Source organism: Pseudomonas sp. MF6767, assembly GCF_016405475.1.
GTDB lineage: Bacteria > Pseudomonadota > Gammaproteobacteria > Pseudomonadales > Pseudomonadaceae > Aquipseudomonas > Aquipseudomonas paracarnis.
In genome coordinates this window covers 163,811-188,480 of the sequence record NZ_JAEKCY010000006.1, presented here as the reverse complement: position 1 = coordinate 188,480, position 24,670 = coordinate 163,811, and the positions used below count along the sequence as shown (strand labels likewise).

Here is a 24,670-nt window from a genome sequence, read left to right as displayed (position 1 = left end):
TTTTGTAGGAGCGCAGATCGTTCCCACGCTCTGCGTGGTAACGCCGCCCAGGACGCTCCGCGTCCGCACCACTCGGGCGAGCGGACGAGGCGGAGCGTCTCGGTATGCATTCCCACGCAGAGCGTGGGAACGAGAGTGCAAAAAAATGCACCGAACCAGTCGGGGCGTTTTTTTATTCAGCGTGCAGCTATCAACGGTCAGTCAGCCAACCGCCACGTCGTCCCACCCTTGCCGTCTTCCAACACCACACCCATCGCGGTCAGTTGGTCGCGGATACGGTCGGATTCCGCCCAGTCTTTATTGGTGCGAGCCGCCAGACGCGCCTGGATCAGTGCATCTACCTCAGCGGCATCCACACGCCCTTCAGCGCCGGCTTGCAGGAAGTCATCGGCCTCCATCTGCAACACGCCCAGCACGCTGGCCAGTTCTTTCAGACGCGCCGCCAGGCCCGCCGCTGCGTCGATATCGGTCTCGCGCAAGCGGTTGATCTCGCGCACCATCTCGAACAGCACGGCGCAGGCTTCCGGGGTACCGAAGTCGTCGTTCATCACTTCGGTGAAGCGTGCCACGAAGGCTTCGCCGCCTGCCGGCGCCACCGCAGGCAAACCTTTCAACGCGTGGTAGAAACGCTCCAGGGCGCCCTTGGCGTCCTTGAGGTTGTCTTCCGAGTAGTTGATGGCGCTGCGGTAGTGGCTCGACACCAACAGGTAACGCACCACTTCCGGGTGGTACTTTTCCAGCACGTCGCGGATGGTGAAGAAGTTGTTCAAGGACTTGGACATCTTCTCGCCATTGATGCGGATCATGCCGCAGTGCATCCAGGCGTTGGCGTAGGTCTTGCCTGTGGCGGCTTCGCTCTGGGCGATTTCGTTTTCGTGGTGCGGGAACTCAAGGTCGCTGCCGCCGCCATGAATGTCGAAGGTCTCGCCCAGGCAGCAGGTGGACATCACCGAGCATTCGATGTGCCAGCCCGGACGCCCGGCGCCCCACGGCGACTCCCAGCTTGGCTCGCCGGGCTTGGTGGCTTTCCACAGTACGAAATCGAGCGGGTCTTGCTTGGCTTCGTCGACTTCGATACGCGCCCCGATGCGCAGGTCTTCGATCTTTTTGCGCGACAGCTTGCCGTAGCCCATGAACTTGGCGACGCGGTAGTACACGTCGCCGTTGCCTGGGGCGTAGGCGTAGCCCTTGTCGATCAAGGTCTGGATCATCGCGTGCATGCCCGGGATGTGGTCCGTGGCACGCGGCTCCATGTCCGGCTTGAGAATGTTGAGGCGTGCCTCGTCCTCGTGCATGGCGGCGATCATGCGCTCGGTCAGCGCGTCGAACGACTCGCCGTTTTCGTTGGCACGGTTGATGATCTTGTCGTCGATGTCGGTGATGTTGCGCACGTACGTCAAGTCATAGCCGCTGAAACGCAACCAGCGGGTCACCAGGTCGAAGGCAACCATGCTGCGGCCGTGGCCGATGTGGCAGTAGTCGTACACGGTCATGCCGCACACGTACATGCGCACCTTGTTGCCGTCCAGCGGCTTGAAGACTTCTTTGGTCTTGCTGAGCGTGTTGTAGATCGTTAGCACGATGTTTCCCTTAAATCACTGGCCCCACGAATCTCGCAAGGTCACGGTACGGTTGAATACCGGAGCGCCTGGTTTCGAGTCCTTGATATCCGCGCAGAAGTAGCCTTCGCGCTCGAACTGGAAACGGTCTTCCGGCTGTGCGTCGCCAAGCGATGGCTCGGCACGACAACCTGTGAGCACTTGCAGGGAATCAGGGTTGATGTTGTCGAGGAAACTCGCGCTGTCTTCAGCCTTCTCAGGGTTTGGCGAGCGGAACAGACGATCGTACAGGCGCACTTCGCATTCGATGCTGGCAGCGGCCGGCACCCAGTGGACCACACCCTTGACCTTGCGGCCTTCAGGGTTCTTGCCCAGGGTGTCCGGATCGTACGAGCAGCGCAGCTCGACGATGTTGCCGTCGGCGTCCTTGATCGCTTCGTCCGCACGGATCACGTAACTGCCGCGCAGGCGCACTTCGCCGTTCGGCTCCAGGCGCTTGTAGCCTTTTGGCGGCTCTTCCATGAAGTCGTCACGGTCGATGTAGATCTCGCGGGCGAATGGCAACTTGCGCACGCCCAGCTCTTCTTTCTGCGGATGACGCGGCAGTTCGAGGTTCTCGACCTGGCCTTCCGGGTAGTTGGTAATCACGACTTTCAACGGGCGCAGCACGCACATGGCGCGCGGGGCGTTGGCGTCGAGGTCCTGACGGATGCTGAATTCGAGCATGCCGAAATCGACCACGCCGTCGGAGCGGTTGGTGCCGACCATATCGCAGAAGTTGCGGATCGACGCCGGGGTGTAGCCACGGCGGCGGAAGCCCGACAGCGTGGACATGCGCGGGTCGTCCCAGCCATGCACGTGTTTTTCATCGACCAGTTGCTTGAGCTTGCGCTTGCTGGTGATGGTGTAGTTCAGGTTCAGGCGGCTGAACTCGTACTGACGTGGGTGCGCCGGGACCGGCAGGCTGTCCAGGAACCACTCGTACAGCGGGCGATGGCTCTCGAACTCCAGGGTGCAGATGGAATGGGTGATGCCTTCGATGGCGTCCGACTGACCGTGGGTGAAGTCGTAGTTGGGGTAGATGCACCACTTGTCACCGGTCTGGTGGTGATGGGCATGGCGGATGCGGTACATGATCGGGTCGCGCAGGTTCATGTTCGGCGAGGCCATGTCGATCTTGGCGCGCAGCACGCGGGCGCCGTCCGGGAATTCGCCGGCGCGCATACGGTTGAACCAGTCCAGGTTCTCTTCCACCGAACGGTCGCGGAACGGGCTGTTCTTGCCCGGCTCGGTCAGCGTGCCACGGTACTCCTTGGCCTGCTCCGGGGTCAGGTCGTCCACATAGGCCTTGCCGGCCTTGATCAGCTCGACGGCCCAGTCGAACAACTGGTCGAAATACTTGGAGGCATAGCGCACTTCACCGGACCATTCGAAGCCCAGCCACTTGATGTCGCTTTCGATGGCGTCGATGTATTCCTGGTCTTCCTTGGCCGGGTTGGTGTCGTCGAAACGCAGGTGCGTGACGCCACCGAACTCCTGGGCCAGGCCGAAGTTCACACAGATGGACTTGGCGTGGCCGATGTGCAGGTAGCCGTTGGGCTCAGGTGGGAAACGAGTGACGATCTGCGTGTGCTTGCCCGAATCCAGGTCCGCCTGGATGATCGGGCGAAGGAAATTGACCGGGACGGCAGGTCCGGCCTTGGTATTCGAGGTAGGGTCGACAGTGGGCTTGCTCATAGGATCCTTGAACAGACAGGTGCATGGCCAGGTGGGGCCAGATAAAACAAAGGGCTCATAATAGCCGAAGCAGTCAAGACACATACAGAGCGCGGCCAATTAATTGCCCGGGCGGTAAAAAACCACCTCGAAATTCCCGCAGGGCACGCTAAACTGCGCGCCTTGGCCGTCGTTTAGCCAGACAGGTAAGGTGCCCAGGCGCCCACACCCACGAATTCCCTGAAAAGAGTAGCGAACATGACTCAAGTCAAACTGACCACCAACCACGGTGACATCGTTATCGAGCTGAACGCCGAGAAAGCGCCGATCACCGTCGCCAACTTCATCGAATACGTCAAAGCCGGCCACTACGAAAACACTGTTTTCCACCGTGTCATCGGTAACTTCATGATCCAGGGCGGCGGTTTCGAGCCGGGCATGAAAGAGAAGAAAGACAAGCGTCCAAGCATCCAGAACGAAGCGGACAACGGCCTTTCCAACGACAAGTACACCGTCGCCATGGCCCGTACCATGGAGCCGCATTCGGCCTCCGCGCAGTTCTTCATCAACGTCGCCGACAACGCCTTCCTGAACCACAGCGGCAAGAACGTGCAGGGTTGGGGCTACGCGGTGTTCGGTAAAGTCACCGAAGGCACCGATGTTGTCGACAAGATCAAAGGCGTCTCGACCACCTCCAAGGCCGGTCACCAGGACGTTCCAGCCGAAGACGTGATCGTCGAGAAAGCCGAGATCGTTGGGTGATATTGCTGATTTCAGATTTGCATCTGGAAGAGGAGCGCCCGGACATCACCCGGGCGTTTCTGGATCTGCTCCACGGCCGCGCCCGTGGCGCCCAGGCGTTGTACATTCTGGGGGACTTCTTCGAAGCCTGGATTGGCGACGATGGCATGACCCCCTTCCAGCGTTCCATCTGCGCGGCTCTGCGTGAGCTGAGCGACAGCGGCACCCCGATTTTCATCATGCACGGCAACCGTGATTTCCTGATCGGCAAGGCGTTCTGCAAAGCGGCAGGCGCTACCTTGCTCAAGGACCCGACGGTCGTGCAGTTGTATGGCGAGCCAGTGCTGTTGATGCACGGCGACAGCCTCTGCACCCGCGACCTCGGCTATATGAAGCTGCGGCGCATCCTGCGTAACCCGGTTGTACTGTTTATCCTGCGCCACCTGCCCTTGGGCACCCGCCACAAACTGGCGCGCAAGTTGCGCAGTGAGAGCAGCGCTCAAGTGCGCATGAAGGCCAACGACATTGTCGATGTCACCCCTGAAGAAGTGCCACGGGTGATGCAGCAGTTCGGCGTGCGCACCCTGGTCCACGGCCATACCCACCGCCCCGCCATCCATAAGTTGCAGATCGGCGACCAGGCGGCCAAGCGCATTGTGCTGGGGGACTGGGACAAGCAAGGGTGGGCGCTGCAGGTGGATGAGCAAGGATTTCAGCTGGCGGCGTTTGACTTCGTCAACCCGCAGTTGGCGTTGCCTGGCGCCTGAACCTCTGACACAACACCGTTCAACCTGTGGGAGCTGGCTTGCCTGCGATGCAGACACCTCGGTGTATCAGATGCACCGAGGTGATGCTATCGCAGGCAAGCCAGCTCCCAGGCAAGCCAGCTCCCACAGGGACCGCGCTGACCTTACAATCAGTGCCCCGAAGCCGCAGGCCCGGCCTTCGCCGTGAACGGTGGCTTGGCCAGCCACACCAGCAACATCAAGCCCATGAACATCCACCCCAGCAACGTGAAGTAATCCACGGTGGACATCATGTACGCCTGGCTGGTGAGAATCTGGTCCAGTTGGGTATAGGCCTTCTGCCCTGCCCCGCCCAGCGCCTGCAACGCATCGCGGGTGGTCGAGTCGTAGACGGTCATGTTCTCGCTCATGTAGGCATGGTGCTGGTCGGCCCGGCGAATCCAGATCCAGGTTGTCAGCGAGGCCGCGAAGCTGCCGCCCAAGGTGCGCAGGAAGGTCGCAAGCCCCGCGCCGTCGGCAATCTGGTGCGGCGGCAGGTCGGACATGAGGATGCTCAAGGTCGGCATGAAGAACAGCGCCACGCCGATACCCATGAACAGCTGCACCATGGCGATGTGGGTGAAGTCCACTTCGTTGGTGAAGCCGGCGCGCATAAAGCAGCTCAAGCCAATCGCCAGGAACGCCAGGCCCGCCAGCAGGCGCAGGTCGAACTTGTGCGCGTACTTGCCCACGAACGGCGACATCAGCACCGGCAAAATGCCGATGGGCGCCACTGCCAGCCCGGCCCAGGTGGCGGTGTAGCCCATCTGGGTTTGCAGCCACTGCGGCAGGATCAGGTTGATGCCGAAAAAGCCCGCATAACCCAGGATCAACACGATGGTGCCGATCCGGAAGTTACGGTGCGCGAACAGCCGCAGGTTGACCACCGGGTGCTTGTCGGTCATCTCCCAGATCACGAACACCGCCAGGGCAATCACCGAAATGGCCGCACCAATGATGATGAAGTTGGACTCGAACCAGTCCAGGTCATTGCCCTTGTCGAGGATGATCTGCAAGGCGCCCACACCGACGATCAGGCTCAGCAGCCCAACGTAGTCCATCGGCTGGTAACTGGTGACCACCGGGCGCTTTTTCAGCTGCGCACGCACCACCATCACCGCAAAAATCCCGATGGGCACGTTGATGAAAAAGATCCACGGCCAACTGTAGCTGTCGGTGATCCAGCCGCCGAGGATGGGCCCGGCAATCGGCGCGACCACCGTGACCATCGCCAATAACGCCAGGGCCATGCCGCGCTTGGCCGGCGGGTAGACTGCAATCAACAAGGTCTGGGTCATCGGATATAACGGCCCGGCGACCAAGCCTTGCAGCACCCGAAAGCCGATCAGCTCAGGCATCGAGGTAGAGATACCGCACAGGAACGACGCCAGCACGAACAGCAGGGTCGCCCACAAGAACAGCTTCACCTCGCCAAAGCGCCGGCTCAACCAACCGGTGAGCGGCAAGGCGATGGCGTTGCTCACCGCAAACGAAGTGATCACCCAGGTGCCCTGCTCCGAACTCACCCCCAGGTTGCCGGAGATAGTCGGCAACGCCACGTTGGCGATGGTGGTGTCGAGCACCTGCATGAAGGTCGCCAGCGACAGGCCAATAGTGGCCATCAACAGGCTGGGTGGCGTGAACGAGGCGTTATTGCTCATCAGCGTTGCGCAGCCTTGGGAGCGGCGACGCTGTTGTCATGGATCAACTGGTTGATCATGGCATCGGCCTCGGCCAATTGGCGGTCATACACGTTGGTGGTGAACGAGGCTTTTTGCGGCGCCTGTTGCGCCAGCACCGGGCCGCTCTGGTCGTGCAGGTCTACGTTGACCACGGTGCTCAAGCCCACTCGCAGCGGGTGTTTGGCCAGCTCTTCGGCGTTGATATGGATGCGCACCGGTACCCGCTGCACGATCTTGATCCAGTTGCCGGTGGCGTTCTGCGCGGGCAGCAAGGCGAACGCGCTGCCCGTGCCGGCGCCAAGGCTGTCGACGGTGCCGCTGTACTTGACGTCGCTGCCGTAGATGTCCGACTCGATATCCACCGGCTGGCCGATGCGCATATCCCGCAGTTGGGTTTCCTTGAAGTTGGCGTCGATCCACAGCTGGTCCAGCGGGATCACCGCCATCAGCGCGGTGCCCGGTTGGACGCGCTGGCCCAGTTGCACGGTGCGCTTGGCCACATAGCCGGTGACCGGCGCGATCAAGGTGCTGCGCGCATTGGTCAGGTACGCCTGGCGCAGTTGCGCGGCGGCCGCTTGCACATCGGGGTGGGACGAAATCACCGTGTCATCCACCAGGGCATTGGTGGTTTTCAGTTGTTGCTCAAGGTTGGTCAAGGCGTTCTTGGCGGCGGTCAGGCTGTCGCGAGCGTGAGACAGTTCTTCCTGGGAAATCGCGCCGCCCTGGGCCAGGGTCTTGCGGCGGTTGTAGTTGTCCTGGGCGGTTTGCACATCGGCTTTCTGCGCATTGACCTGGGCTTTCATGCCATCGACGTTGCTGTACAGGCCGCGTACTTGGCGCACGGTGCGGGCCAGGTTGGCCTGGGCACTCTGCAGGCCGACGGCGGCGTCGTTGGGGTCGAAGTTGATCAGCACCTGGCCTTCATGGACCAGGTCGCCATCGTCGGCGCCAATGCTGACCACGGTGCCGGTGACCAGCGGGGTGATTTCCACCACGTTGCCGTTCACATAGGCGTCGTCGGTGCTTTCATTGAAGCGCCCGTAGAACTCATACCAGGCCCACACGCCCACCACACTCAGGATGACGATCAGCGCCAGGCCGATCAGCATCACTTTGCGTTTGCGGGGGTTGGTGTCTTTGGGTTGTTCGGTTGCGTTGTTGCTGTCGGCAGTGGCCATGACAAATACCTCAAATTATTCCGTGCGTGTAGCTGGGGTGGTCGCGGCCACGCTGTTGACGTGGTACCCGCCACCCAGGGCCTGCATCAATTGAATCGACAGGTCGATCTGCGCCGCATTCAGGGTGGCCAGCTGACGCTGGGCCTGCAGCAATTGCTGCTCGATGCTGAGCACATCCAGGTAGTTACCGATGCCTGAGCTGTAGCGTTGCACCCCGGTGTCGTAGGACTGCTGCGCGATGTCGGCGGCATGTTGCTGGGCCTGGATCTGCCGCCCGGTGTCGCGCAGTTGGGACAGGCTGTTGCCGATATCGCCCAAGGCTTGCACCAGGGTTTTGTTGTACTGGGCCACGGCCAGGTCGTAGTCGGCGTCGCGGGCATCGAGATCAGCACGCAGACGGCCGCCGTCAAAGATCGGCAGCGAAATCGTCGGCGCAATGTTGAAGAAGCGGCTGGCCGAACCGAACATCGCATCGCCCAGCAACGACTCGGCACCTGCGCTCGCGCTCAGGTTGAGGTTGGGGTAGAAGCGGGTCTTGCTGGCAGCGATGTTCTTGCTCGCGGCCTCTACGCGCCAACGTGCGGCGACCAGGTCCGGGCGACGGCCAAGCAACTCGGCAGGCAACACCGCCGGCACGGCCACGGCGCTGGGTTTGAGCACCGCTGGGCGCGCCAACTCGTCACCGCGGTCCGGGCCTTTGCCGAGCAACACAGCCAACGCGATCTTGGCGCTTTGCAGTTGTTTTTCCGCGTCAATCAGTTGCGACTGAGAGCTGGCTTCCAGGCTCTCGGTCTGCTGGAACTGGTACTCGCTGTCGATACCGGAACTCAGGCGGCGCTTGCTCAGGTCGAGCATCTGGCGGGTACGCTTGAGGTCATCCACGGCCAGGTCACGCACGATATGGGCCTGGCCCAGGTCGCTGTAGGCCTTGGCCACGTTCGCGGCCAGTGTCAGGCGCGCGGCCTGCTGGTCGACTTCGGCAGCACGGGCCTCGCCCAACGCCGCTTCCCAGGCGGCGCGCTGGCCGCCCCACAGGTCGAAGTTGTAATTGAAGCTGGCGCCGATGTTGCGCACCGTCGAATAGGCATCGCCCTGCCCGCGTGGGTCCTGGTCCTTGGCCAGGCGCGAACGGCTCACGCCGGCGCTGGCATCCAGGGTCGGCATACGGGCGGCGTTGGCGGCATAGGCCGCCGCTTCGGCCTGGTGGGCGCGGGCGTCGGCGACTTGCATGTCGGGGCTGTTCTGCAGGGCTTCCTGGATCAGGCCGTCAAGCTGTGGGTCGCCCAAGCTTTTCCACCAGTCAGCGGCCGGCCAGGCGGCGCTCGACAGCGTCACGCCGCTCAGGGATTTGCCGGTGTGCAGGGTATTGGCGTCGAGGCGCTGGCCCTGGGTGTCGAGGCCGCTGTAGTTGGCACAACCGGCCAACGTCATCGCCGCCAGCACCAGGCTGAATGCGCGTGTGTTCATGATCTACCTACCCGCTGGATCGTGATGGGGTCACCCGCAGCGATCAGCATTTTCTTCAGGATCCGCTCCAGGGTTTCCAGCTCGCCCGGCTCAAGCACGCCGGCCAACTGGTTAAGGGCCTTGGCGCCAATGTGCGGCAGCATGTCCGCCAGGCGCTGGCCCTCGGCGGTCAGCACCAACTGCACCTGGCGGCGATCCAGCTCGGAGCGCTTGCGGCTGAGCAAGTCTTTTTGCTCCAGACGGTCGAGCATGCGCGTCATAGAACCGCTATCCAGCGATAGGTTGCGGCACAGTTCCGCCGGGGTATCGACGCCGAACTGGGCCATGATGATCAACACCTTGAACTGCGCGGCGGTGATGCCGTGGGGTTCCATATGGGTGTCGATGATACGGTCCTTGAGGATCGCGGCGCGGCCCAGCAACAGCCCGAGGTGGCAGTTGTGGAAGTTGTCAGGGGTGAAGTGAGGCATCGAAAGTCACCTTATTACTGCCTAGGCAGTGAATGTGTGACGAGATGTTACTGCTTAGGCAGCGAATGTCAAATGGAATAATTAGGTTGCTTGGTAGTTGAGTAACTTAGAGCCTTGGACAGCAATCAAATCAACGAGAGTCCAGTTAAGGCTTTTTGTAGGAGCGAGCTTGCTCGCGAAAAAACTCACGGGCACCGCGTGCATTCAGGATGCACGCGTTATCGTTGACGTTTTTCGCGAGCAAGCTCGCTCCTACATTTTTTGATCGGGCAAGGTTTAGAAATCGCGCTTGTAGAAGATATCCAGGGAACTCGCTACGCCCGTGGCCACTTCCAAGTACACCTTCTTGCTCAGCAGGTAGCGTAAGGCAATGGTGTTAGCCGGTTCGAACACCCCTACCCCATAACGCAAGCTGAGCTTCTCGTTGATCTTGCCGCTGGCCACCACGGCGGTGCTGTTACCCGTACCCTGGGTGTCCAGATCAAAATCCTGAATCCCCAGCTTATTGGCAATATCCGAAGTCACGCCAGCGCTGCCCATCAAGCCCAGGCCCAGGGCGGCTTCGGCGAGCATGTTGTTGTCTTCGCCAGTGTTGGTGCGCGAACGGCCCAGCACCAGGTATGACAACGCATCTTCCTGGGCCATGGCCGGCTCGGAAAAGATCTGCGTGGTGGGTTGTTCGGCGCTGCCGCTCAGGCGGATACCTGCGGTGACCGTGCGGCTGGATTCGGTAACGATGCGCACCGCTTCGATATCCAGGAACGGCTGGTCCAAGGGCCCCGCGAACAACAGGCGTGCGCGGCGCACATTGAGGCGCTGGCCGTAGGCACGGTAGCGGCCGTCGTTGAGCCACAGCTCACCACGGGTGTCCATGTTGTCGCCGATATGCACATGGCCCTGAACCTTGGCGGTGAGGCCGAAGCCGGCGAAGTTGAGCTGGTCCTCACCCACTTCCACGTCGATATCCATGGCCATGGCCATCGGCGCTTTGCCCTCTTCGGTCTGGCTGCCGATGATCACCGTGTCGTCGGAAACCTTAACGGTCGACGGCGGCAACTCGCGCACGGTGATGTCGCCACGGGGGATATGGACCTTGCCGGCGATCGCCAGCTTGTCGTCCTTGAGGCTGATTTTCAGGTCGGGCGCCACTTCCAGCTTGGCGTAGGGCTCCACGGTGACCGGCAGTTGCGAGCCTTTGAGGCTGAGGTCGACCACCAGGGCGCGGCCCCAGTCGATCTGGCCCGTAAGGCTACCCTGGCCGGCCTTGCCGCTGCGCCAGCCGCCGTTGAGCTGCACGCTTTCGCCGGCGATTTGCGCCTGCAAGTTCAGGCCTTCGAGGCTGATGGGCAGTTCCGGCCCGGAGACTTCGCCGTCCACCAGGTTCAGGTTGCCGTTGACCAAGGGCGCGAGCAAACCGCCGGAGATGCGGCCATTGCCGTTGAGTTTGCCGCTGAGTTTTTCCACCATGGGTACAAAGGGCCGCGCTACGGCGAGGTCCAGACCCGTAAGGCTGAAATTGCCGGTGATCGGCTTGTTGCTCGGCAGCGGATTGATCTGCGCCTGCAACAACAATTGGCCAAGCTTGCCGCCACGGAAATTTAGCTGGGTGTCGATGCGCTTGGGATTGAGGGTGGTTTCCAGCTTCAGGGTGTCGTAGGGGAAATCCAGCCACTGGCCCTTGTCGCGCACGCGCAAGGTGCCGCCACTGGCGTCCACCGCGACCACACCTTTTGGGCCGCTCTGGGGCAAGTCGAGTTGCACATCGGCGTTGAGCCTGCCCTGCCAGGCGAAGTCTTTGGGCAAGAACCCCGCGAGGCTGTCGAGAGGGAATTGCTTGAGGTGGTAACGCAACTTCGGCTCGGGCATCAGGCGCTGGTCTTCCCCACACAGGCTGGCGCCACCGGAGACCCAGCAGTGCGCACCAAAGGTCAGCTTGCCATCGGCCAGGCGTTCGATCTTCGCCGGGGCTTGCAGCCGCCAGTCCTGGCCACCGGCTTGCACGTCGCCACTGGCCAGGCGCCCGCGCCAGTTGTCTTTGTCAAGGTTACCATCCAGGGCCAGGGCCAGTTTGACCAGCGGGCCAGTCAGCGCCAGCTGGACTTTCTGGTTCTTGATATCGCCCTGGGCGCTGGCGGTGAGGTTGCCGACTTGCGTCTCGCCGCTTTGAATGCCGTTGGCCTTGAGGTCGAGCTTGGCGCGCTGGGCGCTATCGAGGTTGGCGTCCAGGTTGAGGCTTTGCAGACGGTTGTCGGCAAAGGCCAGTTGCTGACCCTTGAGGTCGAGCTTGCCTTGAGGGGCTTTCAAGGTGCCGGCCACCTCGACACGCCCGTTGACTTGCCCACGCAGTTGCGGCCAGAGCTGGGCCAGGCGCGCCAGCTTGATGTCGATCTGCCCGGCCAGACGCTGTTGCAGGCTGCCGCTGCCGTTGATGCGGTTGTCGCCCAGGCGGATGTCCAGGTTGGCGAGGGTCCATTGCTCGCCGGCGCCTTCGGCCTTGGCCGCGAGCACGGCGGTTTGCCCGCGCAGGCGACCCTTGAGGTCGAGGTCGGCGTTGAGCTTGAGCTGTTCATTTTTGAACTCACCTTTGCTGCGCAGCGGCCCGGCCAGAGTGCCGGGCAACTCTGCGACCCAGTAGGCCGGGTTCAGCGCCGACAGATCCAGGGCGGTGTCCCAGGCAATGCCGTCGGCAAATTGCAGGTTCAGGTGGCCTTCGGCCTTGCCTTGGCCGGCACTCAGTTTCAGCTCAGGCAGGAAGACCTGCTTGAGGTCGCCACTGAAGGGGGTGACCACATTGAACTTGCCCGCCGGGCCGTCGAGGTCAGCCTTGAGATTGCCCAGGTAGTTGCCGTCTTTATAGGAGATTTCACCGTTGAAGGTGCGCAAGGCCACTTGCGGTTCGTCGATGACCGGATAGAGGCGATGCCAGGGGAAGTCCAGCCAGTCGATCTTGGCGTCCGCGCTGAAGCCTTGTTGCCAGTCCAGGTTGGCACTGAGCTTGAGGCTTTGCTTGTCGCCGGCCGTCAGGTCCAGGCCGGCAATCTGTGCACCCTTGGCGTCAACCTTGCCCTTGAGCAGTAAATCCACCGGGCCGTTTTCGGCCGGTAGCACGGCCTTGCCCAGCAACTGGTAGCCATTGCTCAGGTCGCCTTTAGCGTTCAAGTCCAGTTGGTTGAGTTGCAGGGTATCGGGCAGGTCTGCGCTGGGTTTGAACGACTCGGAGGTGATGTGCACCTGCGCCGGCAGGTTTTCCACCAGGGGTTGCAGCTCACCAGTGAGCTTGGCCGGCAGATAGCCGCTGCTGTCGGCGTCGAGCTTGAGGGTCTTGAGCAAGTCGCCGTCGAGCTTGAGAGCAACGCGCCAGGGCGCGCCGCCCGGCGCATAGGGCAAGCTCAGGTTACCGGTGGCATTCAACGGCCAATCGCCGCTGGGTTGCAGCAGACCGGCGAGGTCCAGTACCAGATCGTCGCGCTGCAGATGCACCGAGTCGATCTGCAGGCCGGCGGTAGTCCAGTGCGCCACCAGTTGCAGGCCCTTGAGTTCTTCATTGCCGTTGAACAGCAGGCTGCCAATGCGAACATCGCCCAACTGGAGCGAAACCGGCAGCTTCAGGTCGGGCAGTTGAATCGGCCCGCTGTCGCTCTCTTCGGCACTGGGGGCGAATTCCAGGCTGACCTGTTCCACATCCAGTCGGTTGATGCACAGGGTCATGCGCAGCAGGCAGCCGGGTGACCAGTCAAACGTCGGTGCATTCAGCTCGACGCGGCTGCCATCCTGCTGCCACAGCAAATGATCGGCACTCCACTGCCCGCCCAGGCGCCCCTGGAAATTTTCCACGCTCAAACCTGGTACCTGGCCCAAGGCCCAGCGACTGCCCGCCTGGGTGCCAAGCACTGACCACAGCGCCAACAACAGCAAGACGAGGATGGCAACCAACGCCAGCCCCGCTATTTTCAAACCACGCATCACAGCTCAGGCCCCATGGAAAAGTGCAAGCGAACGCCGCCCGGATCTTCGAGGGCATGGGCCAGGTCGAGGCGAATCGGCCCCACCGGCGACACCCAGCGCACGCCGACGCCCACGCCGGTTTTCAGGCTGGGCAAGTCCAGGTTGTTGAACGAGTTGCCCTGGTCGACAAAGGTCGCGATACGCCATTTATCGGTGATGGAATATTGATACTCAGCGCTCAAGGCCACCATGTAGCGGCCGCCGATGCGGTCGCCGCGATCGTTCTCGGGCGATAGCGTCTGGTACTCGTAGCCGCGCACGCTCTGGTCACCACCGGCGAAGAAGCGCAAGGAAGGAGGCACGGATTTGTAGCCATTGGTGGCACTGCCGCCAAATTGCGCACGGCCCAGGAAGCGGTGGTTGTCCCACAAGGTGGTCAAGCCCTTGACCGTCGCTGTGCCGTAAAGCAAGTTGGTGTCGGACCCAAGGCCCTCTTTGGCGACCTTGGTGTCGAACATCAGGCGGTAGCCATGGTGCGGGTCGATGCGGTTGTCACTGCGCAGGTAGGAATAACTCACGCCAGGCATCAGCAGGTTACTCAGGCCCGAGTCATTGCCCAGGCGATATTCTTCGCGCTGGTACTTGAGGGAGATCACCCGCGTCCAGCCACTGGGCAACTTGCTGTGCCATTCGGGGCCGATGGTGAGCAGCTTGCTCAGGGTGTCAGTGTTAGCGATCTCTTCATTCTGGTAGCCGCCAGCAAAGCGCAATTTGTCAGTGAGCGGCGGGTCGAGCGGGATGTCGTACCACAACCCGACGTTCTGCCGTGGCGCCGACAGTTCAGCTTCCCAGCCATAACTGTGGCCCTGTGGGTTGACCCAATGGCGCGTCCAGTTGGCTTTGCCCCGTGGGCCGACGTCAGTGGAATAACCCAGGCCCAGGCCCATGGTGCGCGGCTTGCGGGTGTCCAGTTGCACCGCCACCGGGATCACATCATCGGTGGCGGCGGTGGGGCTGGCGTCGACGCGCACGCCTTCGAAGAAGCCACTGGCTTGCAGGTTCTGGTTGAGTTCGGCGACCAGTTCGGAATCATAGGGTGTGCCGGGCTTGAACGGCACCATGCGCTGCAACAGCTCTTCATCAAAGGGCGTGTCGCCGGTGAAGCTGACCTTGCCCATGCTGTAGCGTGGGCCGCTGTCGTAAATGAGTTTGATGTCGGCCACGCCCGCTTGAGGGTCTACGGCAAGTTTCTGGCTGGTGAAGCGCCCGCTGAAAAACCCGTAGCGCGAGGCCTGGTTCTGGATCAGGCGCTTGGCGTCTTCGTAATGGCCGTGATTGAGCACGGCGCCGGGCTTGAGGTCGTCGCTGGCGGGCACGCGAAAGGTCTTGAGACTCGCGGCCTGGCCGTCGACCCTTATGGTGACGTCGCGCAAGTGCACCGGTTCGCCGGGGTCGATGGTGAGGGTCAGGCGCGGGTTCTTGCCGCCCTTCACCTCGCTGTTGATCTGCGGCTGATAGTAGCCCAGGGCCTGCGCGGCTTTGCGCGCCTGCTCCTCGGCGCCATGGCTGAACCGCAGCAAGGCTTCTTCATCACGATCGCCCACACCGCCGATGTAGCCTTCGATGTTGGCTTTCAGCGCGTCGTTCGAGGGTTTGATCCGCACGTCCAGTTCGCTTTGCGCCAATGCGCCGCAGCTCGTGAACAGCAGAATCAAGCCGCTGGTAAATCTTCCTGGAAACTTCATAGGCGCGGATGCTACACGAGCGAGAGAGGAACTATGAACCCGGATTCTTCTGAATAATTCTGTCTCAAGCCGTTGCAGGATGTAACGCCTGGGGATTGGGATGGAAAAACACATGCTCGCGCACCGGCCCTACGGCGACTTCGCCGATTTCCTCATAGCCCTGTCGCTTGTAGAAATCCAAATAACGGGAGTTACCGGTGTCGAGCACCACGCCGGATGAATGCGGGTCGTCGGCACACCAATTGTGTACCGCTTCCAGCAACTGCTCACCATGGTGCTTGCCCTGGAACTGCGGGTGAATACCCAGCAACGGCAGCACATGCACAGACGTGTTGGGCAGGCACGCCATGACGGCATGATGGTATTCCAGGTAACGCCGCGTACCGCGCACGCCGGTGCTCAGCCACATGCGGATTTGCCAGGCCCAGCTTTCGGTGATGCCCAGGCGCCGCTGGGGCGGTGCAATCAGGGCAATGCCGATCAGCCGGTCGTTGACGAACAGGCCGATGGCCGGGAGTTTCTGGAAAAAATGCTGCTTGACCAGTTCGCGCACAGTGGCACGTACTCGCTGTTCATAGCCCGCCCGCTCGGCTTCGAAGATGTAGGCAAAGGTCGGCTCATGGCGATACGCCTGGTACAGCAGGGATCGCGCTTCACGGGAGTAGCCGCTATTGAGCAGGCGGATTTCGGCAGTGGCCGTCGAAGTGTCTGGCATAACAGTCAATCTCCCTGGGCGCCACTCAAACATGGCGTTCTTATGGGTACGAACCTGCACAGCTCCAGTCGTTCCCAGACATTAGCAGCGCATTCATCCTGCCGCCACGCTGGCCCCCATCCGACTTGTCGGCTAGCATCGCCCTTTTGCCAGACTGGACTGCCGACCATGAAAATCGTCTCCTTCAATATCAACGGGCTGCGTGCTCGCCCTCATCAGTTGGCGGCGCTGATTGAAAAGCATCAACCGGACGTGATCGGTTTGCAGGAAACCAAGGTCCACGATGATCAGTTCCCGTTGGCCGAAGTGCAGGCCCTGGGTTATCACGTGTACTACCACGGGCAGAAAGGCCACTACGGCGTGGCCCTGCTCTCGCGCAAAGAAGCGTTGAGCGTGCACAAAGGCTTTGCCAGCGATGAAGAAGACGCCCAGCGCCGGTTTATCTGGGGCACCTTCGCCGACGAAAACGGCCACCCAGTGACCATCATGAACGGCTACTTCCCCCAGGGCGAAAGCCGCGACCACCCAACCAAGTTCCCGGCCAAGCAGCGCTTCTATGAAGACTTGCAGCAATTGCTGGAAAGTCAGTTCAGCAATGACCAGGCGCTGGTGGTGATGGGCGACGTGAACATTTCCCCAGAGGACTGCGACATCGGCATCGGCGCCGACAACGCCAAGCGCTGGCTGAAAACCGGCAAGTGCAGCTTCCTGCCGGAAGAACGCGAGTGGATGGCACGCTTGAAGAACTGGGGCCTGGTGGACAGCTTCCGCCACCTCAACCCGGATGTGACCGACCGCTTCAGCTGGTTCGATTACCGCAGCCGTGGCTTTGAGGACGAGCCCAAGCGCGGGCTGCGCATCGACGTGATCTTGGCGTCCACCGGGTTGGTGCCTCGGGTCAAGGACGCGGGGGTGGACTATGATTTGCGTGGGCTGGAGAAACCGTCGGACCATGCGCCGATCTGGTTGGAACTGAGCTGATTGTAGGAGCGAGCTTGCTCGCGAAGAACTTGAGGGCGCCGCGTTTATTCAGGAAGCCCGCGTTATCGTTGACGTTTTTCGCGAGCAAGCTCGCTCCTACAGGAGATCAGGGGTGCCAGCCCCGTGTCGGTCATATGGCTGCAATCCGACTGACTTAATCTTCCGGCACTCCCTTTGGCCTAAGAAGGTGCCGGCATGATGCTGCGCGTTCTGTTCCTGTGTTTTGCAATCGCATTCCCCGCCGTGGCGGCCCCTCTGTCCATTCCCGACCAAGGCCCGGCCCTGCGCATCCAGGGCTCCAACACCATCGGCGCGGCACTCGGCCCGGCGCTGGTCAAAGGCTTGATGGAGTATCAGGGCTTGCAGGATGTGCGTGCTGAACCGGGTGCCGGGGGGAATGAGCAGCGCGTGGTCGGCAAGACACGCCAAGGCCAGACGGTCACCATCGAGGTGGCGGCCCACGGTTCCAGCACCGGCTTTGCGGCGCTGAAAAACAATCGCGCCGACCTCGCCGCCGCGTCCCGCCCGATCAATGACAGCGAGCTGGTGGACCTCGACCCCCTGGGGGATTTGAAAACCCCAGGCGCCGAGCATGTGATCGCCATTGATGGCCTGGCAATCATCGTCAACCCGCGCAACCCGCTCAATAGCCTCAACACCGAGCAATTGGCGCAAATCTTCAACGGCGAGGTCAGCACCTGGGAGGCACTGGGAGGTACAGGCGGGACCATTCATTTATATGCCCGGGATGATCAATCCGGCACCTTCGACACCTTCCGGGAACTGGTGCTGAGCCGCCGCGGCCAACCGCTCGCGCCGTCGGCCAAGCGCTTTGAATCCAGCGAACAGCTTTCCGATGCGGTGAGCCAGGACCCCCAGGGCATCGGTTTTATCGGCCTGCCCTCTGTGCGCCAGGCCAAGGCGGTGGCGATTGTCGACGGCGACTCGCAACCGATGTTGCCGCTGACCAGCCTGATCGCCACCGAGGATTACCCGCTGTCACGTCGGCTGTTCTTCTACTTGCCGCCCTCTTCCCGCAACCCATGGGCCAAGGCGTTGGTGGAGTTTTCCCAAGGCAGCAAGGGCCAGGCGATTGTGGCTGCCAATGGCTTCATCGCCCAGCAGGTGCAAGCGATCGGTGTGGCGCCGCGCCCGCCGATGCCCGACGATTACCAGGCCATCGCCCGAGACGCTCAGCGCCTGACGGTGAATTTTCGTTTCGACGAGGGCAGCGCCAGCCTCGACAATAAGGCGCGCCAGGATGTGCAGCGGGTGGTCGCCTATATCAGAAGCCACGGCAAGCTGAATAAGCAGGTGACGCTGGTGGGGTTTGGCGACACCAAGAATGATCCGCAAAGTGCGGCGCTGCTATCGAAGTTGCGGGCGATGGCAGTGCGCCGAGAGCTGGTCAAGAGCGGCGTGGTGCTCAAGGATATTCGCGGGTTTGGCGCGCAGATGCCGGTGGCGGCCAATACTGCGGATGAAGGCCGGATCAAGAATCGGCGAGTGGAGGTTTGGGTGTACTGAAGATCATTGAAGATCGTTCCCACGCTCCGCGTGGGAATGCCGCTCTGGACGCTCCGCGTCCGCTCTTGAGAGGGTGACGCAGAGCGTCACGGGAGGCGTTCCCACGCAGAGCGTGGGAACGATCCTAGAGCGTGGGAACGATCATCAGTGTTACTGCCCGCCGCGCATCAATTCCCGAGGCACATATTTGCCAATCTCGAACTTGCCAATCGCCGCACGGTGCACTTCGTCCGGGCCGTCGGCCAGGCGCAGGGTACGTTGCATGGCGTACATATAGGCCAGCGGGAAGTCATTGGACACCCCGGCACCGCCGTGCATCTGGATCGCGCGGTCGATGACCTTCAAGGCCACATTCGGTGCCACCACCTTGATCTGGGCGATTTCGCTTTTCGCCACTTTGTTACCCACGGTGTCCATCATGTACGCCGCTTTCAAGGTCAACAGGCGGGCCATGTCAATTTCCATGCGTGAGTCGGCGATCTTGTCGATATTGCCGCCCAACCGTGCCAAAGGCTTGCCGAAGGCAGTGCGGCTGACCGAGCGTTTGCACATCAACTCCAATGCGCGTTCGGCCATGCCGACCGAACGCATGCAGTGGTGGATACGGCCAGGGCCAAGGCGGCCCTGGGCGATCTCGAAGCCACGGCCTTCGCCCAGCAACACGTTTTCATAAGGCACACGCACATTGTGGAACAGCACTTCGGCATGGCCGTGGGGCGCATCGTCGTAACCGAATACCGGCAGCGGCCGCAGGATTTTCACGCCTGGGGTATCGACCGGCACCAGGATCATCGAGTGCTGCTGGTGACGCGGCGCATCGGGGTTGCTCAGGCCCATGAAGATCAGGATCTTGCAGCGCGGGTCGCAGGCGCCGGAGGTCCACCACTTCTTGCCGTTGATCACCCACTCGTCGCCCTGGCGTTCGGCGCGGGCGGCCATGTTGGTGGCGTCCGAGGACGCCACATCCGGTTCGGTCATGGCAAAGGCGGAACGAATCTCGCCGCGCAGCAAGGGTTCGAGCCAGCGCTGTTTCTGTTCTTCGTTGGCGTAGCGCACCAGCACTTCCATATTGCCGGTGTCGGGAGCGGAGCAGTTGAATGGCTCCGGGCCCAGCAACGAGCGGCCCATGATTTCCGCCAAGGGTGCGTATTCAAGGTTGGTCAGGCCAGCGCCCAGTTCGGATTCCGGCAGAAACAGGTTCCACAAGCCCTCGGCCTTCGCCTTGGCCTTGAGTTCTTCCATGATCGCCGTGGGCTGCCAGCGATCACCTTCGCTGACTTGGCGTTCGAACACCGGTTCGGCCGGGTAGACATAAGCGTCCATGAACGCAGTGACGCGTTCACGCAGTTCCTGAACCTTGGGCGAATAGGCGAAATCCATGAGCAGCTCCCTTCTTTGAGAGGTTGTTTAGGTCATGCATTCGATGCTAGAACAGCGCTGATAATTTACCTAGCCTATTCTCGCCGTGTATTAACATTCATCACCGATATATGATCGGTGTATGAGCACCTCACAATAAGAGCGCAACGAAATGAATCTGAGCAAGGTCGACCTCAACCTCTTTATTGTCTTCGACGCGATTTATACCGAAGCCAACCTGACCCGCGCCGGCCAGATCGTGGGTATCACCCAGCCGGCGGTGTCCAACGCCCTGGCGCGGTTGCGCGAGACCTTCAACGACCCGCTGTTCGTGCGTACCGCCCAAGGCATGGTGCCCACGCCCATGGCGCAAAACATCATCGGCCCGGTGCGCAATGCGTTGTCGTTGCTGCGCGTGTCCGTGCAGGAAAGCCGCATCTTCAACCCGCAGCAGGCGGCCAAGACCTACCGTATCAGCATGACCGACCTGACCGAGGCCGTGATCCTGCCGCTGCTGTTCCAGCGCCTGCGTCGCCTGGCGCCTACCGTGATGATCGAGAGTTTCCTGTCCAAACGTCGCGAAACCACCAAGGAACTGGCCGCCGGGCGCCTGGATTTTGCCGTGGATGCGCCGCTCAATACCGACCCGCAGGTGCGTCACGTCAAGCTGATGGAAGACCGCTACGTGTGCGCCATGCGCAAGGGCCACCCGATGGCGGGCAAGGATAAATTCACCCTGGATGATTACCTGTCGCTGACCCATATCCATATCTCCAGCCGCCGCAACGGTTTGGGCTATGTGGACCTGGCCTTGGGCAAGATGGGCATTCAACGCAAGATCGCCCTGCGTTCCCAGCACTACCTGATGGCCTATCAGGTGTTGCAACAGACCGACATGGTGATGACCGTGCCCGAGCGTTTCGCCCGTCGTCATGAACTGCACTGGTTCCAACTGCCAGTCAACAGCGTGCCGCCGCTGGAAACCCATTTGTACTGGCACGAAAGCACCGACCAGGACCCGGCGAACCGCTGGATGCGTGAACAGATGATCGAGTTGTGCCAGCAGGTGACGGCCCAGGAAAAGAAAGCCCAGCAGCCTTGACGTTTACGTCAACCTGCAATTAGCTTAGCGCCAAGACTTCCTTGAGCACCGCCATGAGCACCACCTACAGCATCTCCGACCTCGCCCGCGAGCTCGACATCACCACCCGCGCCATTCGTTTCTATGAAGAACAAGGCCTGCTGGCCCCCGAACGTCGGGGCCAGGAGCGCATTTACTCGGCGCGGGACAAGGTCAGCCTCAAGCTGATCCTGCGTGGCAAGCGCATCGGCTTCTCCCTGGCCGAATGCCGCGAACTGATCGAACTCTACGACCCCACCGGCGGCAACCAGATCCAACTCAACAGCATGCTGGCCAAGATCGCCGAACGCCGTGAACAGTTGGAACAGCAACTGCTGGATATCGAACAGATGAAGCTGGAACTGGACACCGCTGAAGAGCGTTGCACCCAGGCCCTGGCGCAGACCATCAGCCAAGCCGGCCATTGACCAGAAGGTAACCGCCATGTCCCTACCCTCCCACGTACGCCTGGTTGAAGTCGGCCCGCGCGACGGTTTGCAGAACGAAGCCCAGCCCATCAGCGTGGCGGATAAAGTCCGATTGGTAGACGCCTTGAGCGCCGCTGGCTTGAGCTATATCGAAGTCGGTAGTTTTGTCTCGCCCAAATGGGTGCCGCAAATGGCAGGTTCAGCCGAAGTGTTTGCGCAGATCCAGCGCAAGCCCGGCGTGACCTATGGCGCACTGGCACCGAACCTGCGCGGGTTCGAGGATGCGCTGGCGGCCGGGGTCAAGGAAGTCGCGGTGTTCGCGGCGGCGTCCGAGGCGTTCTCCCAGCGCAATATCAATTGTTCCATCAGCGAGAGCCTGGAGCGCTTCGCACCGATCATGGCCGCCGCCAAGCAGCACGGCGTCAGCGTGCGCGGCTATGTGTCCTGTGTACTGGGTTGCCCCTATGAAGGCGATATCGCCCCGGAGCAAGTGGCGGCCGTCGCCCGCGAGCTGTATGCCATGGGCTGCTATGAAGTGTCCTTGGGCGACACGATCGGTACCGGCACGGCGGGCGCTACCCGGCGCCTGTTCGAAGTGGTCGGCGCGCAAGTGCCACGGGACAAGCTGGCCGGGCACTTCCACGACACCTACGGGCAGGCCATCGCCAACATCTATGCCAGCCTGCTGGAGGGCATCACGGTGTTCGACAGCTCTATCGCAGGCCTGGGCGGCTGCCCCTACGCCAAGGGCGCCAGCGGTAACGTCGCTACCGAGGACGTGCTGTACCTGCTCAACGGCCTGGGTATCGACACGGGTATCGACCTGGAACGCTTGATTGGCGCCGGCCAGCAGATCAGCCAGGTGCTGGGACGGCCTACGGGTTCCCGCGTGGCGAAGGTGCGTAACGCAGGTGAGTAGCACAGCTGTGACAATGTGTTACCGCACACCGGCATAACGGGTAACGCGGGAACAAAATCCGCCGCACCGACTGAAAGAAAATATTGACCAAAAATACAACTCATTGATTTTAAAGACTTTTAAAAAGTTGGCACGCCTTCTGCTATCTCTATGGCATAACAAGAATAAAAAGCGCCAAACCTAATAAAAATAAGACGAAACGACTCTGACATAACAAAAACAACACGGCAGAGACGCAGCTAACAGATTTTTTTGGAGAAGATGTGCTTCCCAGGGTACGGCATGCCGCAACCCGCAACCGGATAGAGAAAAATAAAACTACCTTAGGTAGCTACCCACTGGTTGGATCGTTTACGAAGAAGCAGGTCAGCGTTCAAAAAAATACGTTTGCTCTTGACCCCGGATGGGGGTCGCCAAAAAAGCGGTACGGGCCACGGCTACCAAAAACAACAACAGGCCGCCCCTCAATAATAAGAAAAGAGCACGCAACGACAAATTAAAGGGGACCTTCGGGTCCCCTTTGTGCTTTCTGGGTTTCACTATTTTGGTGGCACAGCAGGTTCGCGGGGTATCAGGTAGATGTGGGCCGGCAGCCAGGCCGCCATCGCAGGCAAGCCAGCTCCCACAGGGGTTTGACGTTGTCAGCGCGCTTGCATCTCCTGGATGGAAATCTCGCGCATGCGAAACTTCTGGATCTTGCCCGTCACTGTCATCGGAAACTCATCCACGAATTTGAAATGCCTGGGCGTCTTGAAATGGGCGATGCGGTCCTTGCACCAGCTCAACAACTCCAGCTCGTTGGCCACTTGACCGGGATGAAACTTGATCCAGGCAACAATCTCTTCGCCATAACGTTCATCCGGGATGCCAACGATCTGCACGTCCGCCACGGCCGGATGAGTAAAGAAAAACTCTTCCAGCTCCCGCGGGTAAACGTTCTCGCCACCGCGAATGATCATGTCCTTGTTACGCCCGGCGATGCACACGTAACCCTGCTCATCCATGGTCGCCAGGTCGCCGGTGTGCATCCAGCCGGCCTCATCGATGGACTCGCGAGTGCCGTCGGGGTTGTTCCAGTAACCGAGCATCACGCTGTAGCCGCGTGTACACAGTTCACCGATCACGCCCCGGGCCACGGTGTTACCGGCCTCGTCGACAATCTTGGTTTCCAGTTGCGGTTGGGTGCGGCCCACCGTGGTAACACGCCGCTCGATATCGTCATCCGCGCCGGTCTGCAGCGACACCGGGCTGGTTTCAGTCATGCCATAGGCAATCTGCACCTCCCCCATGTGCAGCTCATGGATGACCCGACGCATCACCTCGATCGGGCATGTCGCCCCGGCCATGATCCCGGTGCGCAGGCTGGACAAGTCGAACTCGGCTCGGCGTGGGTGATCGAGCAGCGCGATAAACATGGTCGGCACGCCATATAAGCCGGTGGCTTGTTCTTCGGCGACGGCGCTCAGCGTCAGCAACGGGTCGAAGCCGTCATTGGGGTAGATCATGGTGGTGCCGTGGGTGATACAACCGAGGTTCCCCATGACCATGCCGAAGCAGTGATACAGCGGCACCGGGATCACCAGGCGGTCCCCTGCCGTCAAGCCCAGGCTTTCACCGACCATGTAACCGTTATTGAGGATGTTGTGGTGACTGAGGGTGGCGCCCTTGGGGAAGCCGGTGGTGCCGGAGGTGTACTGGATATTCACGGGTTGATCGAAATGCAGGCTGGCCTGGCGGCTGTGCAGGTGCTCGGGCGGCACGCCTGCGCCAAGCGCCGCCAACTGCGACCAGGGCATGAATTCCGGCGGCGGGCTGGGGTCTAGGCTGATGAGGCCGCGCAGCTCGGGTTTCAACGCCTGGAGCATGGCGTGATAATTGGAGCTTTTGAACGAACCGGCGCATACCAGCCATTGGCAGCCGGATTGTTTGAGCACGTAGTCCAATTCACTGCTGCGATAGGCCGGGTTGATATTGACCAGGATCACCCCGAGCTTGGCACTCGCCACCTGGCAGATCAGCCACTCGGCACAGTTAGGCGCCCAGATCCCCAGGCGGTCGCCGGTTTGCATGCCTAGGGCGATGAATGCGCGGGCGTGCAGCTCAACTGTCTCGGCCAGCTGCCGCCAGGTGTAGCGCTGCTGCTGGTGACGCACCACCAAGGCTTCGCCATCTGGATGCTGAGCGACGGTGCGATCGAATGCCTGGCCAATGGTCATGGCCAGCAAGGCCTTGTCCTGGGAGCCACGGCTGTAACTCTGGTTCGGTTGATCCATAACGACCCCTGTTATCTTTTTTGTAGGTTGACGTATACGTAAACTACGATTGACAGCGCC

The 24,670-nt window shown here is 61.2% G+C and carries 18 protein-coding genes; 7 read left to right on the top strand and 11 right to left on the bottom strand.

Annotated features, from left to right (window positions below; translation table 11 throughout):
* Positions 1–197 precede the first annotated feature (197 nt).
* Together cysS and JFT58_RS12590 are read right to left on the bottom strand one after the other, a co-directional pair.
* The gene (cysS, locus tag JFT58_RS12595) at positions 198–1,580 is read right to left on the bottom strand and encodes a cysteine--tRNA ligase (RefSeq protein ID WP_034127906.1); all 1,383 of its coding nucleotides are present in this window, start codon (positions 1,578–1,580) and stop codon (positions 198–200) included.
* 15 nt (positions 1,581–1,595) lie between these two features.
* Positions 1,596–3,296 carry a glutamine--tRNA ligase/YqeY domain fusion protein gene (locus tag JFT58_RS12590; protein ID WP_003192174.1) on the bottom strand — a complete coding sequence of 567 codons (1,701 nt, stop codon included), beginning with the start codon at positions 3,294–3,296 and terminating at the stop codon, positions 1,596–1,598.
* 237 nt (positions 3,297–3,533) lie between these two features.
* Between JFT58_RS12590 and JFT58_RS12585 the strand changes: the two genes are divergently transcribed.
* Positions 3,534–4,037: a peptidylprolyl isomerase gene (locus JFT58_RS12585; protein ID WP_003174772.1), complete on the top strand. Its 504-nt coding sequence runs from the start codon at positions 3,534–3,536 to the stop codon at positions 4,035–4,037.
* Positions 4,034–4,783 (top strand): UDP-2,3-diacylglucosamine diphosphatase, encoded by a 750-nt coding sequence (lpxH, locus tag JFT58_RS12580; RefSeq protein ID WP_014718941.1) that lies wholly within the window; start codon positions 4,034–4,036, stop codon positions 4,781–4,783. Before JFT58_RS12585 ends, lpxH begins: the two co-directional genes overlap by 4 nt.
* 149 nt (positions 4,784–4,932) lie before the next feature.
* Here the strand turns inward: lpxH and JFT58_RS12575 are convergent, their stop codons facing one another.
* The 7 genes from JFT58_RS12575 to JFT58_RS12545 form a co-directional block, all read right to left on the bottom strand.
* Entirely contained in the window at positions 4,933–6,462 is a 1,530-nt protein-coding gene (locus tag JFT58_RS12575) for a DHA2 family efflux MFS transporter permease subunit (protein ID WP_003192178.1), read from the bottom strand.
* Positions 6,462–7,661, bottom strand: a complete 1,200-nt coding sequence (locus JFT58_RS12570; RefSeq protein WP_034127907.1) for an HlyD family secretion protein — start codon at positions 7,659–7,661, stop codon at positions 6,462–6,464. The genes JFT58_RS12575 and JFT58_RS12570 overlap by 1 nt, the downstream gene beginning before the upstream one ends.
* A 15-nt stretch (positions 7,662–7,676) precedes the next feature.
* Positions 7,677–9,128, bottom strand: coding sequence for an efflux transporter outer membrane subunit (locus JFT58_RS12565; RefSeq protein ID WP_054897284.1), 1,452 nt, complete (start codon positions 9,126–9,128; stop codon positions 7,677–7,679).
* Positions 9,125–9,598, bottom strand: coding sequence for a MarR family winged helix-turn-helix transcriptional regulator (locus tag JFT58_RS12560; protein ID WP_014718945.1), 474 nt, complete (start codon positions 9,596–9,598; stop codon positions 9,125–9,127). The genes JFT58_RS12565 and JFT58_RS12560 overlap by 4 nt, the downstream gene beginning before the upstream one ends.
* Positions 9,599–9,874: 276 nt before the next feature.
* Positions 9,875–13,561: a translocation/assembly module TamB domain-containing protein gene (locus tag JFT58_RS12555; protein ID WP_082423401.1), complete on the bottom strand. Its 3,687-nt coding sequence runs from the start codon at positions 13,559–13,561 to the stop codon at positions 9,875–9,877.
* A complete protein-coding gene (locus JFT58_RS12550; RefSeq protein ID WP_054897282.1) occupies positions 13,561–15,288 on the bottom strand; it encodes an autotransporter assembly complex protein TamA in 1,728 nt (575 codons plus the stop codon). Before JFT58_RS12550 ends, JFT58_RS12555 begins: the two co-directional genes overlap by 1 nt.
* A gap of 64 nt (positions 15,289–15,352) precedes the next feature.
* Entirely contained in the window at positions 15,353–16,003 is a 651-nt protein-coding gene (locus JFT58_RS12545; protein WP_034127911.1) for a GNAT family N-acetyltransferase, read from the bottom strand.
* Between the two features lie 168 nt (positions 16,004–16,171).
* Between JFT58_RS12545 and xthA the strand changes: the two genes are divergently transcribed.
* Both xthA and JFT58_RS12535 read left to right on the top strand, forming a co-directional pair.
* Positions 16,172–16,984, top strand: a complete 813-nt coding sequence (gene xthA, locus JFT58_RS12540; RefSeq protein WP_034127912.1) for an exodeoxyribonuclease III — start codon at positions 16,172–16,174, stop codon at positions 16,982–16,984.
* Between the two features lie 195 nt (positions 16,985–17,179).
* Entirely contained in the window at positions 17,180–18,511 is a 1,332-nt protein-coding gene (locus JFT58_RS12535) for a substrate-binding domain-containing protein (RefSeq protein ID WP_198834391.1), read from the top strand.
* A 150-nt stretch (positions 18,512–18,661) separates the two neighbouring features.
* On the opposite strand, the gene JFT58_RS12530 is transcribed toward JFT58_RS12535, so the two are convergent.
* Positions 18,662–19,891: an acyl-CoA dehydrogenase gene (locus JFT58_RS12530; RefSeq protein WP_198834390.1), complete on the bottom strand. Its 1,230-nt coding sequence runs from the start codon at positions 19,889–19,891 to the stop codon at positions 18,662–18,664.
* 151 nt (positions 19,892–20,042) lie between these two features.
* On the opposite strand from JFT58_RS12530, the gene JFT58_RS12525 reads away from it, so the two are divergent.
* Genes JFT58_RS12525 through JFT58_RS12515 form a run of 3 tightly spaced genes read left to right on the top strand, consistent with a single transcriptional unit; the run spans position 20,043 to position 22,337 of the window.
* Positions 20,043–20,972, top strand: a complete 930-nt coding sequence (locus JFT58_RS12525) for a LysR family transcriptional regulator (RefSeq protein WP_034127915.1) — start codon at positions 20,043–20,045, stop codon at positions 20,970–20,972.
* Positions 20,973–21,025: 53 nt separating this feature from the next.
* Positions 21,026–21,418, top strand: coding sequence for a MerR family transcriptional regulator (locus JFT58_RS12520; RefSeq protein WP_003192195.1), 393 nt, complete (start codon positions 21,026–21,028; stop codon positions 21,416–21,418).
* A gap of 16 nt (positions 21,419–21,434) precedes the next feature.
* Positions 21,435–22,337 carry a hydroxymethylglutaryl-CoA lyase gene (locus tag JFT58_RS12515; RefSeq protein ID WP_034127916.1) on the top strand — a complete coding sequence of 301 codons (903 nt, stop codon included), beginning with the start codon at positions 21,435–21,437 and terminating at the stop codon, positions 22,335–22,337.
* Positions 22,338–22,978: 641 nt separating this feature from the next.
* On the opposite strand, the gene JFT58_RS12510 is transcribed toward JFT58_RS12515, so the two are convergent.
* The gene (locus tag JFT58_RS12510) at positions 22,979–24,610 is read right to left on the bottom strand and encodes an AMP-binding protein (RefSeq protein ID WP_054897280.1); all 1,632 of its coding nucleotides are present in this window, start codon (positions 24,608–24,610) and stop codon (positions 22,979–22,981) included.
* Positions 24,611–24,670: the final 60 nt, after the last annotated feature.